17 protein-coding genes are annotated in these 14549 nt (G+C 63.4%); 9 read left to right on the forward strand and 8 right to left on the reverse strand.

Translation table 11 applies throughout. The features are described 5' to 3' along the window. Positions 1-90: 90 nt before the first annotated feature. A complete protein-coding gene (locus X743_RS163740; protein ID WP_023764161.1) occupies positions 91-1011 on the forward strand; it encodes an RNA methyltransferase in 921 nt (306 codons plus the stop codon). Continuing rightward, the gene (murI, locus tag X743_RS163735) at positions 1004-1831 is read left to right on the forward strand and encodes a glutamate racemase (RefSeq protein ID WP_023764162.1); all 828 of its coding nucleotides are present in this window, start codon (positions 1004-1006) and stop codon (positions 1829-1831) included. The genes X743_RS163740 and murI overlap by 8 nt, the downstream gene beginning before the upstream one ends. Here the strand turns inward: murI and X743_RS163730 are convergent. Continuing rightward, on the reverse strand, positions 1801-3180 hold the full coding sequence (locus tag X743_RS163730) for an RNB domain-containing ribonuclease (RefSeq protein WP_023764163.1): 1380 nt from the start codon (positions 3178-3180) through the stop codon (positions 1801-1803). The genes murI and X743_RS163730 overlap by 31 nt on opposite strands. An 89-nt stretch (positions 3181-3269) precedes the next feature. On the opposite strand from X743_RS163730, the gene X743_RS0135465 reads away from it, so the two are divergent. Beyond that, positions 3270-3467, forward strand: a complete 198-nt coding sequence (locus tag X743_RS0135465; RefSeq protein ID WP_031257461.1) for a DUF3008 family protein — start codon at positions 3270-3272, stop codon at positions 3465-3467. A gap of 73 nt (positions 3468-3540) precedes the next feature. On the opposite strand, the gene X743_RS163725 is transcribed toward X743_RS0135465, so the two are convergent. Then, complete coding sequence (locus X743_RS163725; protein WP_023764165.1) at positions 3541-3738, reverse strand: hypothetical protein; 198 nt, start codon at positions 3736-3738, stop codon at positions 3541-3543. Between the two features lie 375 nt (positions 3739-4113). Here X743_RS163725 and rpsD point away from each other — a divergent pair, with 375 nt between their 5' ends. From rpsD to X743_RS163705, 5 genes are all read left to right on the forward strand, one after another. After that, positions 4114-4731: a 30S ribosomal protein S4 gene (rpsD, locus tag X743_RS163720; protein WP_023759539.1), complete on the forward strand. Its 618-nt coding sequence runs from the start codon at positions 4114-4116 to the stop codon at positions 4729-4731. A 133-nt stretch (positions 4732-4864) separates the two neighbouring features. Beyond that, complete coding sequence (gene ttcA / locus X743_RS163715) at positions 4865-5740, forward strand: tRNA 2-thiocytidine(32) synthetase TtcA (RefSeq protein WP_023764166.1); 876 nt, start codon at positions 4865-4867, stop codon at positions 5738-5740. After that, positions 5730-6557 (forward strand): inositol monophosphatase family protein, encoded by an 828-nt coding sequence (locus tag X743_RS163710; RefSeq protein WP_023764167.1) that lies wholly within the window; start codon positions 5730-5732, stop codon positions 6555-6557. Before ttcA ends, X743_RS163710 begins: the two co-directional genes overlap by 11 nt. A gap of 246 nt (positions 6558-6803) precedes the next feature. Further along, on the forward strand, positions 6804-7037 hold the full coding sequence (locus X743_RS1000000173225) for a hypothetical protein (RefSeq protein WP_224686713.1): 234 nt from the start codon (positions 6804-6806) through the stop codon (positions 7035-7037). Between the two features lie 63 nt (positions 7038-7100). Further along, positions 7101-7538 (forward strand): VOC family protein, encoded by a 438-nt coding sequence (locus tag X743_RS163705; RefSeq protein WP_023764169.1) that lies wholly within the window; start codon positions 7101-7103, stop codon positions 7536-7538. A gap of 70 nt (positions 7539-7608) precedes the next feature. Here the strand turns inward: X743_RS163705 and X743_RS163700 are convergent, their stop codons facing one another. The 5 genes from X743_RS163700 to purL all read right to left on the reverse strand — a co-directional run bounded on the left by X743_RS163700 (position 7609) and on the right by purL (position 12649). Continuing rightward, positions 7609-8832, reverse strand: a complete 1224-nt coding sequence (locus tag X743_RS163700) for a multidrug effflux MFS transporter (protein ID WP_051508509.1) — start codon at positions 8830-8832, stop codon at positions 7609-7611. A 218-nt stretch (positions 8833-9050) separates the two neighbouring features. Beyond that, complete coding sequence (grxD, locus tag X743_RS163695; RefSeq protein WP_013895877.1) at positions 9051-9386, reverse strand: Grx4 family monothiol glutaredoxin; 336 nt, start codon at positions 9384-9386, stop codon at positions 9051-9053. 152 nt (positions 9387-9538) lie between these two features. Then, on the reverse strand, positions 9539-9772 hold the full coding sequence (locus tag X743_RS163690) for a BolA family transcriptional regulator (protein ID WP_010909092.1): 234 nt from the start codon (positions 9770-9772) through the stop codon (positions 9539-9541). 124 nt (positions 9773-9896) lie between these two features. Next, on the reverse strand, positions 9897-10421 hold the full coding sequence (locus X743_RS163685) for a hypothetical protein (RefSeq protein ID WP_023764171.1): 525 nt from the start codon (positions 10419-10421) through the stop codon (positions 9897-9899). Next, positions 10418-12649 carry a phosphoribosylformylglycinamidine synthase subunit PurL gene (purL, locus tag X743_RS163680; protein ID WP_023764172.1) on the reverse strand — a complete coding sequence of 744 codons (2232 nt, stop codon included), beginning with the start codon at positions 12647-12649 and terminating at the stop codon, positions 10418-10420. Before purL ends, X743_RS163685 begins: the two co-directional genes overlap by 4 nt. Positions 12650-12812: 163 nt before the next feature. Here purL and X743_RS1000000172715 point away from each other — a divergent pair, with 163 nt between their 5' ends. Then, entirely contained in the window at positions 12813-12977 is a 165-nt protein-coding gene (locus X743_RS1000000172715) for a hypothetical protein (RefSeq protein WP_023764173.1), read from the forward strand. A 60-nt stretch (positions 12978-13037) separates the two neighbouring features. Here X743_RS1000000172715 and X743_RS163675 read toward each other — a convergent pair whose 3' ends face one another. Next, entirely contained in the window at positions 13038-14456 is a 1419-nt protein-coding gene (locus tag X743_RS163675) for a PLP-dependent aminotransferase family protein (protein WP_023764174.1), read from the reverse strand. Between the last annotated feature and the right edge of the window lie 93 nt (positions 14457-14549).

The raw sequence follows: 14549 nt of genomic DNA on the forward strand, positions 1-14549 counted from the left end.
ATGACCGCGATCATTTGCGAATGCTTCATTTTCGCGGCCGAATATGGCAGGGGACGCTGAAATGCCGCAAACAGCAGTTCATTGACAATCATGCCCGTCACCAAAGATCCCGATAACGCTTCAGCCGCCGGTCCGGCCATCATCCTCGTCGAGCCGCAGCTTGGCGAGAACATCGGCATGGTCGCGCGCGCCATGGCCAATTTCGGCCTGGCGGAGTTGCGCCTGGTCAACCCGCGCGACGGTTGGCCCAGCGAGAAGGCACGCGCGGCCGCCAGCCGTGCCGATCACGTCATCGATGCGGTCAAGGTGTTCGATGATCTCGCCTCGGCCCTTGCCGACCTGAATTTCGTTTTCGCCACCACTGCAAGGCAACGCGATGGCTTCAAGACCGTGCGCGGCCCGGTCGAAGCGGGCAGGGTGCTGCGGGCCCGTCACGGAATGGGCCAGCGCACCGGCATCCTGTTCGGCCGCGAGCGTTTCGGCCTCTACAATGACGAGGTCGGCCTCGCCGACGAGATCGTCACCTTTCCGGTCGATCCTGACTTCTCCTCGCTCAACATCGCCCAGGCAGCGCTTCTGATGTCCTATGAGTGGATGAAGTCCGGCCTCGAGGACGAGACCAGGACGAATTTCTCCGGTCCGGACATGAAGCCGGCCAGCAAGGAAGAGCTGCACGGCTTGTTCGCCTATCTCGAAGGCGCGCTCGAGGCGCGCGGCTATTTCCGGCCGGCGCCGAAGAAGCCGAAGATGGTCGACAATCTGCGCGCCGTGCTGACGCGCGCCGGCTTTGCCGAGCCGGAGCTGAAAGTGCTGCGCGGCATCATCTCGTCGCTCGACAGGTTCTCGCCGGCAATGCCGCGCGGCGACGGTTCGCCGGGCGATGATCCAAGGCGCTTGCCAGCGGCAGCCGCGCGTGCCCGCAAGGCGGATGCGGCTGGCCAGGCGCCGGACGCCAACGGCGATGACACGGACACGCCGCCGCTCGGCGGCAAGGGAACCGACAATGACTGACCAGCCGATCCTGATGTTCGATTCCGGCGTCGGCGGCCTGACCGTGTTGCGCGAGGCGCGCGTGCTGATGCCGGACCGGCGCTTCGTCTATGTCGCCGACGATGCGGCCTTTCCTTTCGGCGCCTGGGAAGAACCGGCGCTGCGCACCCATATACTGGAGCTGTTCGCCAGGCTGCTCGACCGGTTTTCGCCGGTCATTTCGGTTATCGCCTGCAACACCGCGTCGACCCTGGTCATCGATGCGTTGCGTGACAGATTTCCCGGCCACCCCTTTGTCGGCACCGTGCCTGCGGTCAAGCCGGCGGCGGAGCGCACGCGCTCGGGCCTGGTCTCTGTGCTGGCCACGCCGGGCACGGTCAAGCGGCAATACACGCGCGACCTGATCAGCAAATGGGCGCAGAAATGCCATGTCCGCCTGGTCGGCAGCGACAGGCTGGCGGGGCTTGCCGAGGCCTATATGCGCGAGGGCTTCGTCGACGAGGAGGCCGTGCGCGCCGAGATCACCCCCTGTTTCATGGAACATGACGGGCGCAGGACCGACATCGTCGTGCTGGCCTGCACCCACTATCCATTTCTGGTCAACCGTATGCGCAAGACGGCGCCCTGGCCGGTCGACTGGATCGATCCGGCCGAAGCGATCGCGCGGCGGGCGCTTTCCCTGCTGCCGCCCATCGATGGGGCGCTGCCGCAAGGCGAGCCTGATCTCGCCGTCTTCACGTCTGGCAAGGCGGATTTCGCCGTCAGCCGGCTGATGCAGGGCTTTGGACTGGTGGCGGAAGCGTCCGCCGTTCAGGCAGGTTCGAACACGATGCGGCGTTGATCCGGATCGGCCAGGACCAGCCTTAGCGTTAGGCCGTCACCCTGTCCGAGCCCGGCTGCGTCCACGTTGGCAACGATAGGCATGTCGGCAAGCTGGACGCGCACGCCATGGTTGACATCGGTCACGACGGCCTTGAATGTCTCCCCCTCGCGTCCCCTGAGCATCACCGCCTCGGCAAGGTCGATGGCCGCATGGTTGATCTGCGAAGCGCGGGCACCCGCCCGTCCCATCACTTTCGGCAATCTGGTGAACGCATCGGTGACGGCCTGCGGTGCGGGCTGGCCGTTGGCGATTGCCAGCGCGCAGCGCACGACGTAGCGATCGGCCAGTCGCCTGAGCGGCGCGGTTGCATGGGCATAGGTCGCCGCCATCGCCTCGTGCCAGGGGACGACACCCTCCTGATAGGGTTGGTAAGACGCGCCTGGGCTTGCATGGCGGATTTCCAGCATCAGCGCCGCCTGTTGCGGATCGGCCGGGTCAAGGGTTCGCTGGTAGTCGTGCAAGCTGGTGGAGGCCGGCCAGGACAGCCCCAGAGCCAGTGCCGCGTTGCGCAGTCTTTGCACCTTGGAAGCATCCGGCTCCGACATCACACGGAACAAGCCGGTATGATGCGCAAGCATGGCGTCGGCAATCGCCATGTTGGCGGCCAGGGAAAGCGCGGCGTTGTCTTGCTCGGATTGCAGCAGCGGTCTGAACGAAAGCCGGAACGTGCCGTCGGCGAGCCTTTCCACCTCCTGCTCGGGCGGGTCGACGCGGGACGCGCCACGCCGCTTTTCGTTCATCGCCATGCGCCGTGCCATTTCGGCGAAGCCGGCCGGGAGATCGGAGGCCTGCACGCTGTCATAGGCGAGCTTGGCGCGGCTTTGAATGATTGCCCGCTCCGCGCCGTCCAATTTCACCAGACCATCCTCGGCGACCCGGACGGCGAAGACGACCGCCGGGCGCGGTCCATCCGGCAGCAGGCTCGCTGCGCCTTCGGCAAGTGCCGGCGGGTAGAGCCCGGCCTTGCCGTCCGGGAGGTAAAGCGTCTCGCCCCGCGTCCAGGCCTCGAGATCGATCGCGTCGCCGTCCTCGACGAACCAGGCTACGTCGGCAATCGCATAATGCAGCAGCAGATCGCCGCCGCTCGCCTCGATTGAAAACGCCTGATCAAGATCGGTGGAGCTTGCCGGATCGAGCGTAACGAAGGGCATCGCTGTTCGATCGCTGTGCTGGTTGGGCACGCGTTTGGCCGCCGCCTCCGCTGCGGCCATTACGACTGCCGGAAATCCTTCCGGCACGTGGAATTCGGTGCGGATTTTCGCCAAGCCCGTGGAGAGTGCTTGTGAGGGATCGGTCAGTGATTTCATGCCGCCGTCCTACACTGGCGCTCCGGACACGGGAAGGCGGGAACTGCGCCGCTGGCGAGGGAACCGCCGCCAAGGCGCGGGCGTTTCTCCTGACAGCAAAGCCAGCCACCTCGAAAGCCCAGCAGAAAGCCGCCGGCGCCGCCCTGTCGGCCAAGCGCGGAGAGACGAAAAAGAGCGAACTCCAGGGCGCTTCCAAGGGCATGTATAAATCGATGAGCGAAAAGCAGCTTGAGGAATTCGCCGAGACGAAGCGCAAGGGACTGCCGGAGAAAAAATCCAAGGATTGAGCGCTTCGAGCCAGCCTGATCATTGAAAAGGCCAGCGACGGTTCGCTGGCCTTGGATTGTTGCTTGGGGCAGCTTACCAGCGGTGGCAGCGCCTCACCCTCTGTACGATCACCCGGCGGTGGCCATTCCGCCACACCACCCTTTTCTTGACGATAACGCGGCACACCTGTTTGTGCCCGTGCCAATGACGGGCCATCGCCGGCTCCGGCGCAACCGCCATCGACCCGGCCAATACCGCGGCACCGGCCAAGGTAAGGAAGAACTTCTTCATGCTTATTGGACTCCTCTAACTCCAGTCGCTTCCTGGTGCCGTTGGCGCAAACCTCCCGCCCCAACCGGCATCGCATCTACGTCCCGGACGGTATAAGGTTGCGTTACGCGGCGCCACTCACAAGCTTGACACCGGTTAAATCTCGGTTTAACCAGCCGCCAACGCCGGGCAGCGATGTCCGGTGTTTGTTTTGTATGCGCAAGGTCGGCGACACTGGTTGTTTCTGATCTTGTTTGAACTGACGTGTCCCGTGGGTTTTCCGCCGCGTTGCGTGGGAAAACCCTGTCAGGTCTCGAAAACGGAGGCCAGAGGAGGGCGCGTTTCCTTCACCCGGACATGAGGTGCCGGGTGTGTTGTTTTTGAAAAGGGAATGCGATGAGCAAGCGCGAATCCGCGAAATACAAGATCGACCGCCGTCTCGGCGAAAATATCTGGGGCCGCCCGAAGTCCCCGGTCAACAAGCGTGAATACGGCCCCGGCCAGCACGGCCAACGCCGCAAGGGCAAGCTTTCCGACTTCGGCCTGCAGCTGCGCGCCAAGCAGAAGCTGAAGGGTCACTATGGCGACGTTTCGGAAAAGCAGTTCCGCAAGGTCTATGAAGAGGCGGACCGCCGCAAGGGCGACACCTCGGAGAACCTGATCGGCCTGCTCGAGTCGCGTCTCGACGCGGTCGTCTACCGCGCCAAGTTCGTGCCGACCATTTTCGCCGCCCGTCAGTTCGTCAACCACGGCCACGTCAACGTCAACGGCAAGCGCGTCAACATCGGTTCGTACCGCTGCAAGCCGGGCGACGTCGTCGAAGTGCGTGAAAAGTCGAAGCAGCTGGTGATCGTCCTGGAAGCGGTCGGTCTCGCCGAGCGCGACGTTCCGGACTACATCGAAGCCGATCACAACAAGATGGTCGCGACCTTCTCGCGCATCCCCGGCTTGGCGGACGTTCCGTTCGCCGTGCAGATGGAGCCGAACCTGGTCGTCGAATTCTATTCGCGCTAAGCGAACGCTTTTCTGCGATATCGGAAAGGCCGCCCTCGAGGCGGCCTTTTTGTTTCGTGCATCCGCTTTGCCGTTTCGGTTTTCCTGCCGATGCGCTAATCCGGTCGGTAGTTACATACGGGGCCGTCGCGCCATGAACATGCAGCCGGACATCGAAACGCTTGAACCGATCGCCGAGGGCGGGTTCCATCCGCTGTTCGCCGATGTGCCATCCTCGGTCGAGTTCAACAAGCTGCGCAAGCGGCTGCTGCGGCTGACCCGCCAGGCGATCGAGGATTTTACGATGGTCAGGCCTGGCGAGCGCTGGCTGGTCGCGCTGTCGGGCGGCAAGGATTCCTACGGCCTGCTTGCCGTGCTGCTGGACCTCAAATGGCGCGGACTGCTGCCGGTCGATTTGCTTGCCTGCAATCTCGACCAGGGCCAGCCGAATTTCCCCAAGAACATCCTGCCGGACTATCTCAACGCCAACGGCATCGCGCATCGGATCGAATACCAGGACACCTATTCCGTCGTCACCGACAAGCTGCCGCAGGGCAGCACCTACTGCTCGCTGTGCTCGCGGCTGCGCCGCGGTCATCTCTACCGGATCGCGCGCGAGGAGGGGTGCTCCGCCCTGGTGCTTGGCCACCACCGCGAGGATATCCTCGAGACCTTCTTCATGAACCTGTTCCACGGCGGCCGCCTCGCCGCCATGCCGCCAAAGCTGCTCAACGACGACGGCGACGTCATTGTGTTGCGGCCGTTGAGCTACTGCGCCGAGATCGACCTCGAAAAATTCGCTGCCGCCATGCGGTTCCCGATCATTCCCTGCGACCTCTGCGGCAGCCAGGAGGGTCTCCAGCGCAACGCCATGAAGGCGATGCTGGACGACATCGAAAAGCGCATGCCTGGCCGCAAGGACACGATGCTGCGTGCGCTGTCCAACACCAGGCCGTCGCATCTGCTCGACAGGAAACTGTTCGATTTTGCTGCCCTCAACGAAACCCTCAGGCAAGCCGATGACATTTGACGATACCGCGATCGACTGGCTGGCCAGCCTGCTGGCTGAAGCGGCCGACACCGAAATCATGCCCCGCTTCCGCCGGCTGGGCGATGGCGACGTCAGGCAGAAGACCTCCGCCGCCGACCTGGTGACCGAAGCGGACGTCAATGCCGAACGGTTGATCACCGCCAGGCTGCGCCAACGCTATCCCGGCGCCATGGTTGTCGGCGAGGAGGCCTGTTCCGACGATCCGGCGCTGCTCGACGGTCTGGGCGACGCCGATCTTGCTTTCGTCATCGACCCGGTCGACGGCACCTTCAACTTCGCTTCCGGGGTGCCGCTGTTCGGCGTCATGCTTGGCGTCGTGGTCAAGGGCGAGACGGTCGCCGGCATCATCCACGATCCGGTCGGCAAGGACTGGCTGATCGGCGCCAGGGGTGCCGGCAGCCATATCCGTCATGCGCATGGCACGCTGGAGAAAGTCCGGGTTGCCGCGAGAGCGCCGATCTCTGAGATGACCGGCGCGGTCTCCTGGCAATACATGGCCGAGCCCGACCGCACGCGGCTGGCCCGCAACCAGACCAAGACGCTGTCGCAGTTCAACTACCGCTGTGCCGCCCACGAATACCGCTTGCTGGCCAGCGGCCACGGCCATTTCGTCGTCTACAACAAGCTGATGCCCTGGGATCATCTGGCCGGCGTGTTGATCCATGCCGAGGCGGGCGGCCATGCCGCGCGGTTTGACGGCACGCCCTATCTGCCGTCGCATGTCGGCGGCGGTCTGCTGGTCGCGCCCGACCGGGAAAGCTGGCAGGAATTGCGCCGCGAACTGTGGTCGCAATAGCTCAAATTTCCGCGGGCGGCGTTCGCGCCGCCGGCTTTTACCGGCAAAGAAGTGATGCGGCCACCCGCGAACCCAAAGATCCGGCGAATATGGTGCGCGGTAGTCGCGGCCATCGCCTTGTTTGCGGGCTCCAGTGAGGCCTGGGCACGGCAACGCAGCTGTCGCAGCCCTGATCCCATCGACACCATCGAGGAAATGTTCAAGGCCATCTTCGCGTGTTGGAAGCCGCCAGCTGGAACCGCCGGCATGTCCCTGACGTTGCAGTTCTCGCTTCGCCGAAACGGCACACTGATCGGCAAGCCTCGCGCCACCTATTCCGATCTCGGGACTGATGCCCGGCTTAGCCGTGCCTTCGTGGCTTCCATCCTCAAGGCTCTCGATGATGCCTTGCCATTGCCCTTTTCGGACAGCATGGGCGGGGCAATCGCCGGGCGTATGCTGACCCCTCGCTTCACGGCAACTCTTGAAGGCGCCTCCTAAGCGCAGCGGTTTTGGGACAGTTTTATGAGTTGCGGCCTGGACGGCACCTTGTAGATTGGACGCATGGCGCTCAAGCGGATGGACAATATAGGGATCGTCGTCGATGACCTCGAAGAGACGATCGATTTCTTTCGCGAGCTCGGCCTTGAGCTCGAAGGGCGGGCCACGATCGAAGGAGAATGGGCCGGACGTGTCACTGGACTGGGCGATCAGCATGTCGAAATCGCCATGATGCGCACGCCGGACGGCCACAGCCGGCTTGAACTTTCCCGCTTCCTCGCGCCGCCTGTCGTCGCGGATCACCGCAACGCCCCGGTCAACGCCTTGGGCTACCTCCGCGTCATGTTCACCGTGGATGACATCGACGAGACGCTTGAAAGGCTCCGCAATCGAGGCGCGCGGCTCGTAGGCGAAGTCGTCCAGTATAAGGACGTGTATCGGCTCTGCTACATCCGCGGGCCTGGAGGGCTTCTCATCGGCCTCGCCCAGGAACTCGGCTGAGCGCAATACGACGATGATAGCGAAGGGCGACCAATGTCAGCGAGCCCGTCTCGCCAAGGGTTGGATCAGCCTAATGCAGGTCGGTGATGTGTCCTGAAACCGGCGCGTTGTGCGGCTGGAACATCTTGCCGCGCTCGGCGATGAGGATCATCAGCAGCGCTGCGACCGAAACGCTGCAGAAGCCGGCGGCAAGCGGCGTCACGGTGCCGTTGAAGGCCTGGCCGATCAACGTGCCGAGAATGCCGCCGAGAAAAGTCTGCATGAAACCCAGGATCGATGACGCCGTGCCGGCCAGTTGCCCGAGTGGCTCCATGGCCAGAGCATTGAAATTGGCGCCGAGCGCACCGAACGGCAGCATGGCGCTGGCAAAGAAGGTGACGAACAGCCACAGCGGCATCTTCAATTCCAGCGACACGACCAGCCAGGCGAGACTGATGGTCAAGAACAGCAGCAGCGCGCTTTGCGACAGACGGCGCATGCCGATGCGGCCGACGAGGCGCGAGTTCAGGAAGTTCGAGAAGGCGAGCACGCCCGCAACCCCGGCGAAGATGAGCGGGAACATCTCGCCGACGTTGAATATGTCGACATAGATCTGCTGCGCCGAGGCGATGAAGCCGAACATGGCTGCGAAGATGAAGGTGCTGGCGAAGGCGTAGCAGAGCGCGACGCGATTGGTGAGCACGATGCGAAAACCGCCAAGGATGGATGATGCCGTCAGCGGCCGGCGATGTTCGGGACGCAGCGTTTCAGGCAGGCGCAGCAGTGACCACGCCGACACCAGCAGCGCCCCGACGGCCATGGTGATGAAGATCCAGTGCCAAGTGGCAAACAGCATGATGAACTGGCCGATTCCCGGCGCAATGACCGGTATCGCCATGAACACCATGAAGATCAGCGACATCACCTCGGCCATGCGTCGGCCTTCGAATGTGTCGCGCACGATCGAGACGGCGATGACGCGGGTAGCCGCGGCCCCGACGCCTTGCACGACGCGGCATAGCAGAAGTGTTTCAAAGCTGGGCGCGATGGCTGCCGCGCCCGCCGCCGCCACGTAGATGATCAAGCCGGCGACCAATGGCGCGCGACGCCCGAACCGGTCCGAGATCGGCCCGAAGAAAAGTTGGCCGCCGCCGAAGCCGAGCATATAGGCGACCACGACATATTGCCGGTGGTTTTCGTTCTCGACGCCGAGCGAAGCGCCGATCTGCTGCAGCGCCGGCAGCATGATGTCGATGGCCAGCGAATTCAGCGCCATCAGCGCCGCGCACAGCGCGATGAATTCCCAGCGCGGAATAGACAGTCTGCTTGCCGACTGCGGCGCTATCGATTGCTGGTCCACGGCAAGTCCGATCTCTAAAAACGAAAACGCGCCGGCGGGCCGGCGCATTGGCTCGTCCTGGTCCCGATATCAGGGGCCCGACATCAGGATGTAAAAATTGCCGAGGTGGAGCCGCCCCGGTGCCCACAAACAGAAGTCAGGCATGTCGACAGCGACATGCCCAAAAACTGGAATCAGGCGGCGCCTTTGACGCTCACGCCTTTTTCGACCAGGAAGGTCTGCAGCTCGCCGGCCTGGAACATCTCGCGGATGATGTCGCAGCCGCCCACGAACTCGCCCTTGACGTAGAGCTGCGGGATCGTCGGCCAGTTGGAATAGTCCTTGATGCCCTGGCGCAGTTCGGCCGAGTCCAGAACGTTCACGCCTTTGTAGTCGGCGCCGATATAGTCGAGGATTTGGACGACCTGGCCGGAAAACCCGCACTGCGGGAAACCGGGCGTGCCTTTCATGAAAAGGACGACGTCGTTGCCCTTCACTTCATTGTCGATGTAGTCGTTGATACCGCTCATGGAATATCCTTTCCCGCCTGTGGGAGTCAGGCTCGAAGCATGCCTTTCAAATAAACCCATAGGTTGCCCGAAACAAGAGTTTAGCCAAGTCATCGGCCAAATGGCGCAAAGGATGGGGCGTTTTGGGCCAAGCGGGTCTGAGGCTGTATGCCTCAATCAGGAACGCTGGTCTGCAGCGCCAGCGCGTGCAGCACGCCGCCCATATTGCCCTTCAGCGCATCATAGACCATCTGGTGCTGCTGGACGCGGCTCTTCCCGCGAAAGCTTTCGGCCACGACCTCGGCCGCGTAGTGGTCACCGTCGCCGGCGAGGTCGCGAATCGTCACCTTTGCGTCCGGAATGCCGTCCTTGATCAGTTTTTCGATGTCGTGGGCGTCCATTGCCATGAAAGAAATTCCTGTTTTCGGGCGGGCGGCGGCGTGGCTGCCCGTGCGATGAGAGTCGGGATAAACCTAAAGCCTTTCCGGCCGCGATTGAAGCCGTTCCGTCCAGCACCGTCGCGATTGTGGCCTACGGCGCATTCTCATCCGGACGGATCGGGTCGGCTGGAGGATCGTCTTCGCGCATCGAGAAGGTCCGGCCGAGGCTGAAGGCCAGCACGTAGAGCGGGATGTTGACCGCCAGGTTGGCAATCGGCAGATAGCTGGTCATCCGCCAGGCGGGCGAGAAGAACGGCCGGCCGTAGCCATCGCAGACAAGTGAAGAGCCATACTCCCACAGCGCTCCCAGTATGGCCGCTACGGCGAAAAGCTTGATGCAGGTGACGACGTGCCCGGTCCGCGCCTGGTCCGGCAAGAGCCGGCTCCACAGCACCAGGCAGATGAGCGGAACCGCATAGATGAGGTTCTGCAGCACCAGCATCGGAAGCGTGCCCTTGGCCGCTGCGAGGAACTCGGCGCGCGTTTCCAGCCTGGGGCAAACCTCGCTAGAGGTCGTCGACAGCAGGAAAAAGACGAACGGTCCGAGGAACCAGAAGAAGAACAGCGACGGCCAGAAAACGACTGCGAGCAGCGCCCGGGCAGCCAGTCTGCTCAACTGGCCTGATCCATGAAGCGCGGGAACCAGCTTTCGTGAGCGGCGGTCAAATCGCTGACCGGGATCGCCCTGGCATCGCCGAGCTTCAGCGTCTTGCCGCCGGTCGAGCCGATCCACGGCGCGAAGATGGCGAGTTCGCCCTGCTGCTTGCGGATCGCATCCCATTCATCGCCATGCGGATCGATCGACAGCGTCAGGAGATAGCGCCCCTGGTCCTCGCCGAACCAGACCGGAATGGGATCGGTGCCGACGAGGCCGGGAACGGTCGCGCCGATGCCCGACGCCATCGCCATCTCGGCCAAAGCGACCGCGATGCCGCCATCGGAAACGTCATGCGCCGCGGTGACGATGCCGGACGCGATCAGCGAGCGCACATGGTCGCCGACGCGCTTCTCGTGCTCGAGATCGACCGGCGGCGGCGGACCGTCGGAACGGCCGTGGATGTCCCTGAGATAGACCGATTGGCCAAGATGCGTCCCCCAGGAGGCGGGTGCGCCGACCAGAAGGATCATCTCAGATTCGGCGGCAAAGCCGGTTCGCACCATTTTCGACCAGTCGGCGATCAGGCCGACGCCGCCAATCGTCGGTGTCGGCAGGATGCCTTGGCCGTTGGTCTCGTTGTAGAGCGAGACATTGCCCGACACGATCGGGAAGCCGAGCGCGCGGCAGGCATCGCCGATGCCTTTCACCGCGCCGACCAGTTGGCCCATGATCTCGGGCCGTTCCGGATTGCCGAAATTGAGATTGTCGGTGGCGGCGAGCGGCACGGCGCCCGTGGCGGTCAGGTTGCGCCAGCATTCGGCCACCGCCTGCTTGCCGCCTTCGTAAGGATCGGCCTCGCAATAGCGCGGCGTGACGTCGGAGGAGAAGGCGAGTGCCTTGGTCGGATGACCCTCGACGCGCACCACGCCGGCATCGCCGCCGGGAAGCTGCAGCGAGTTGCCCTGGATCAGCGTGTCGTATTGCTCCCACACCCAGCGGCGCGAGGAGAGATCCGGTCCGCCGAGCAGCTTCAGCAGCGCATCGGCGACATCGGCCTGCGGAACGTCGTTGGCGGCAAGCGGCGCCGGCTTTTTCGGTTCGACCCATGGCCTGTCGTACTCCGGAGCCTTGTCGCCGAGATCCTTGATCGGCAGGTCGGCGACCTGGTCGCCCTGGTGCAGCACACGGAAGCGCAGGTCGTCGGTGGTCTTGCCGACAATGGCGAAGTCGAGCCCCCATTTGTGGAAGATCGCCTCGGCCTCCTTTTCCTTTTCGGGGCGCAGCACCATCAGCATGCGCTCCTGGCTTTCCGACAGCATCATCTCGTAGGCGCTCATGCGCTCTTCGCGCACCGGCACCTTGTCGAGGTCGAGTTCGATGCCGAGGTCGCCCTTGGCGCCCATCTCGACCGCCGAGCAGGTGAGGCCGGCCGCGCCCATGTCCTGGATGGCGATAACCGCCCCCGAGGCCATCAGTTCAAGACTAGCCTCCAGCAGGCATTTCTCGGTGAAGGGATCGCCGACCTGGACGGTCGGGCGCTTCTCGTCGATCTTGTCATCGAATTCGGCCGAGGCCATGGTGGCGCCGCCGACGCCGTCGCGGCCGGTCTTGGCGCCGAGATAGACGACCGGCAGGCCGACGCCCTTGGCTTCCGACAGGAAGATCGCATCGGTCTTGGCCAGGCCCGCGGCAAAGGCGTTGACCAGGATGTTGCCGTTGTAGCGGGCGTCGAAATTGACCTCGCCGCCGACCGTCGGCACGCCGAAGGCGTTGCCGTAGCCGCCGACGCCGGAAACCACGCCTGAGACGAGGTGCCTGGTCTTGGGATGATCGGGTGCGCCGAAGCGCAGCGCGTTCATTGCCGCGATCGGACGCGCGCCCATGGTGAAGACGTCGCGCAAGATGCCGCCGACGCCGGTCGCCGCACCCTGGTAGGGCTCGATGTAGGAGGGGTGGTTGTGGCTCTCCATCTTGAAGACGACGCAGTCGCCGTCACCAATGTCGACCACGCCGGCATTTTCGCCTGGGCCCTGGATGACCTGCGGCCCGGTGGTCGGCAGCGTGCGCAGCCATTTCTTCGAGGATTTGTACGAACAATGCTCGTTCCACATCGCCGAGAAGATGCCGAGCTCCGTAAAGCTCGGCTCGCGGCCGACAAGATCGAGGATGCGCTGATACTCGTCGGGCTTCAGCCCATGCGCGGCAATGAGCTCTGGGGTGATCGGCACGGAATTGGAAATGGTCATGGGCGGCGATTGATGTCCATGGGAGCGGGGATTTTGAGTCCCCTCTTATCGCAAGCTTTGCGACCGATACACCCGTCGATCGAGGAAAAAGACAGAAAGCAACATTGGGAACGCCAAGGGTGTCCCCGTCGTTAGGGTCTCAACCACCGAGGAGACCCGCACCATGGCTGACAAGCAAGCCAAGAACGACAATCGCCTCTCGGACAAGGAGGCCCTCCATATCGCGGAGACCACCGACGTTTCGCCCCGGCAAGCCAAGGAACTGGCTGAGAAGCACGGCAAGGAGAAGGCCAAGAAGGAAGCCAAGAACTTCAAGGCCGAGGGCTGATCCGAGATCAGACTCCCGAGAGGCCCAGTTTCGTAAGCTGCCAGTGGAAGCGCGAACGGCTCAGGAGAAGCTGTCGTAGCCGGCGCGGCCCTCGTCGAGGAGACGCCGGATAACCGCAACGCCGTCGGCGACGTCCCCGTGCTGTCTCGGCTGTGAAACGCCGAAGCGCACGCCGTGGAAAACCTGCTCGGAGCGACCGGCCTTGAACTGGTCCTCATCATTGATCAGCACCCCGTGCTCGAGGCAGGCATTCTTGAAGGTGCCGGAAAGCCACGGGTCGGGCAGGGTAAGCCAGACAAAGGGCACCTTCACGTGCGACTTGAACGCGAAGCCGGCCAAAGTCTTGCGCACGATCGCGATGCGGGCGCTAATTTCAGCGATGCTGCGCTTGCGGATATCGCTGGCCTGACCGGAAAGCACCAGCCGCGCATTCACCTCCGCCAGCAGGAAGGGCATGCCGCCTGTCATCATCTTGTGGGCGACACGGATGCGGTGGCGATAGGCGGGCGGACAGGAGAGCCAGCCGCCGCGAACGCCGGCCGCGACCGACTTCGACAGGCCGCCGGCGACAATGGTGCGTTCAGGGGCATATTCAGCGAGCAACGGTGTCGGGTCGTCGGTCAGATGACCATAAAGATCGTCCTCGATCAGGATGACATTGTATTCGCGCGCAACCCGCGCGATCGCCTCGCGACGCGCCGCCGACAAGGTCGCCAGCGTCGGGTTCTGCACCGTCGGCATCAGGAAGATCATCTTGGGATGTTTTTGCGCGCAGACGCGCTCGAAATCATCTGGGTCGAGGCCTTCATCGTCCGATGCCACCAACGCCGTCCGTCGGCCGATCAGGCTGGCGCTGCGGGAAACCTGTGAATAGGTGAGGTGCTCGAAGGCGACATAATCGCCAGGGGTGGTCAGCGCGGCGATCGCTGCCATCACCGCGGCAAGCGTGCCGAGCGTCGGGACAACGGCGTCGGCATTTGGGTGGAAAGAATTGCGTGACAGCCAGCGGGCGCCGGCCTCGTACCAGCGGTCGGGAAAATCGCGCGTGTAGCTTGATATCTCATGGGGATGGTCCTGCGCCACGCGCGACAGGACATCGGCGACATCAGCGCCCTGGCCGATGTCGGGCGCCGCCATGCTGTCGAAACGCAGTTCGCCGCGCGGCGCGTCGATAGTGCGTGTGCCTTCACCACCGACGTCCGGAGCCAGGAAGTCCGGTTTTGCGCCATCGGCGCGCTGGCCGACCACATAGGTTCCGCGCCCGACTTCGCCGCTCACCAGCCCCCGTTCGCGGAGCAATTGATAGGCCCGGCCGACCGTGCCGACCGTTGTGCCGATGTCATAGGCGAGGTCGCGCTGTGGCGGCAGTTTTGCGCCAGCATCGATCACGCCCCGGTCGATGTCCGTTTCGATGGAATCCGCAAGCCGTTGGTATAGCGGGCCGGAGCCGGCGGTCAGGTCTGGAAGCCAATTTGTCATGGTGACAATTTTCTATATTGCACCGAATTATGAGTCAATACATATCAGTCATGCGCTAAAAAAGGTGCAATTTAGACTATTGGCAGAAAGAAA

The organism is Mesorhizobium sp. LNHC232B00, assembly GCF_000502435.1.
Taxonomy (GTDB): Bacteria; Pseudomonadota; Alphaproteobacteria; order Rhizobiales; family Rhizobiaceae; genus Mesorhizobium; species Mesorhizobium opportunistum.

Excerpts from the sequence above, each read along its gene's own strand:
- X743_RS163740 (WP_023764161.1), top strand. The coding sequence starts at position 91 with ATGCCCGTCACCAAAGATCCCGATAACGCTTCAGCCGCCGGTCCGGCC.
- murI (WP_023764162.1), top strand. The coding sequence starts at position 1,004 with ATGACTGACCAGCCGATCCTGATGTTCGATTCCGGCGTCGGCGGCCTG.
- X743_RS163730 (WP_023764163.1), bottom strand. The coding sequence starts at position 3,180 with ATGAAATCACTGACCGATCCCTCACAAGCACTCTCCACGGGCTTGGCG.
- X743_RS163725 (WP_023764165.1), bottom strand. The coding sequence starts at position 3,738 with ATGAAGAAGTTCTTCCTTACCTTGGCCGGTGCCGCGGTATTGGCCGGG.
- rpsD (WP_023759539.1), top strand. The coding sequence starts at position 4,114 with ATGAGCAAGCGCGAATCCGCGAAATACAAGATCGACCGCCGTCTCGGC.
- ttcA (WP_023764166.1), top strand. The coding sequence starts at position 4,865 with ATGAACATGCAGCCGGACATCGAAACGCTTGAACCGATCGCCGAGGGC.
- X743_RS163710 (WP_023764167.1), top strand. The coding sequence starts at position 5,730 with ATGACATTTGACGATACCGCGATCGACTGGCTGGCCAGCCTGCTGGCT.
- X743_RS1000000173225 (WP_224686713.1), top strand. The coding sequence starts at position 6,804 with ATGTCCCTGACGTTGCAGTTCTCGCTTCGCCGAAACGGCACACTGATC.
- X743_RS163705 (WP_023764169.1), top strand. The coding sequence starts at position 7,101 with ATGGCGCTCAAGCGGATGGACAATATAGGGATCGTCGTCGATGACCTC.
- grxD (WP_013895877.1), bottom strand. The coding sequence starts at position 9,386 with ATGAGCGGTATCAACGACTACATCGACAATGAAGTGAAGGGCAACGAC.
- X743_RS163690 (WP_010909092.1), bottom strand. The coding sequence starts at position 9,772 with ATGGCAATGGACGCCCACGACATCGAAAAACTGATCAAGGACGGCATT.
- purL (WP_023764172.1), bottom strand. The coding sequence starts at position 12,649 with ATGACCATTTCCAATTCCGTGCCGATCACCCCAGAGCTCATTGCCGCG.
- X743_RS1000000172715 (WP_023764173.1), top strand. The coding sequence starts at position 12,813 with ATGGCTGACAAGCAAGCCAAGAACGACAATCGCCTCTCGGACAAGGAG.
- X743_RS163675 (WP_023764174.1), bottom strand. The coding sequence starts at position 14,456 with ATGACAAATTGGCTTCCAGACCTGACCGCCGGCTCCGGCCCGCTATAC.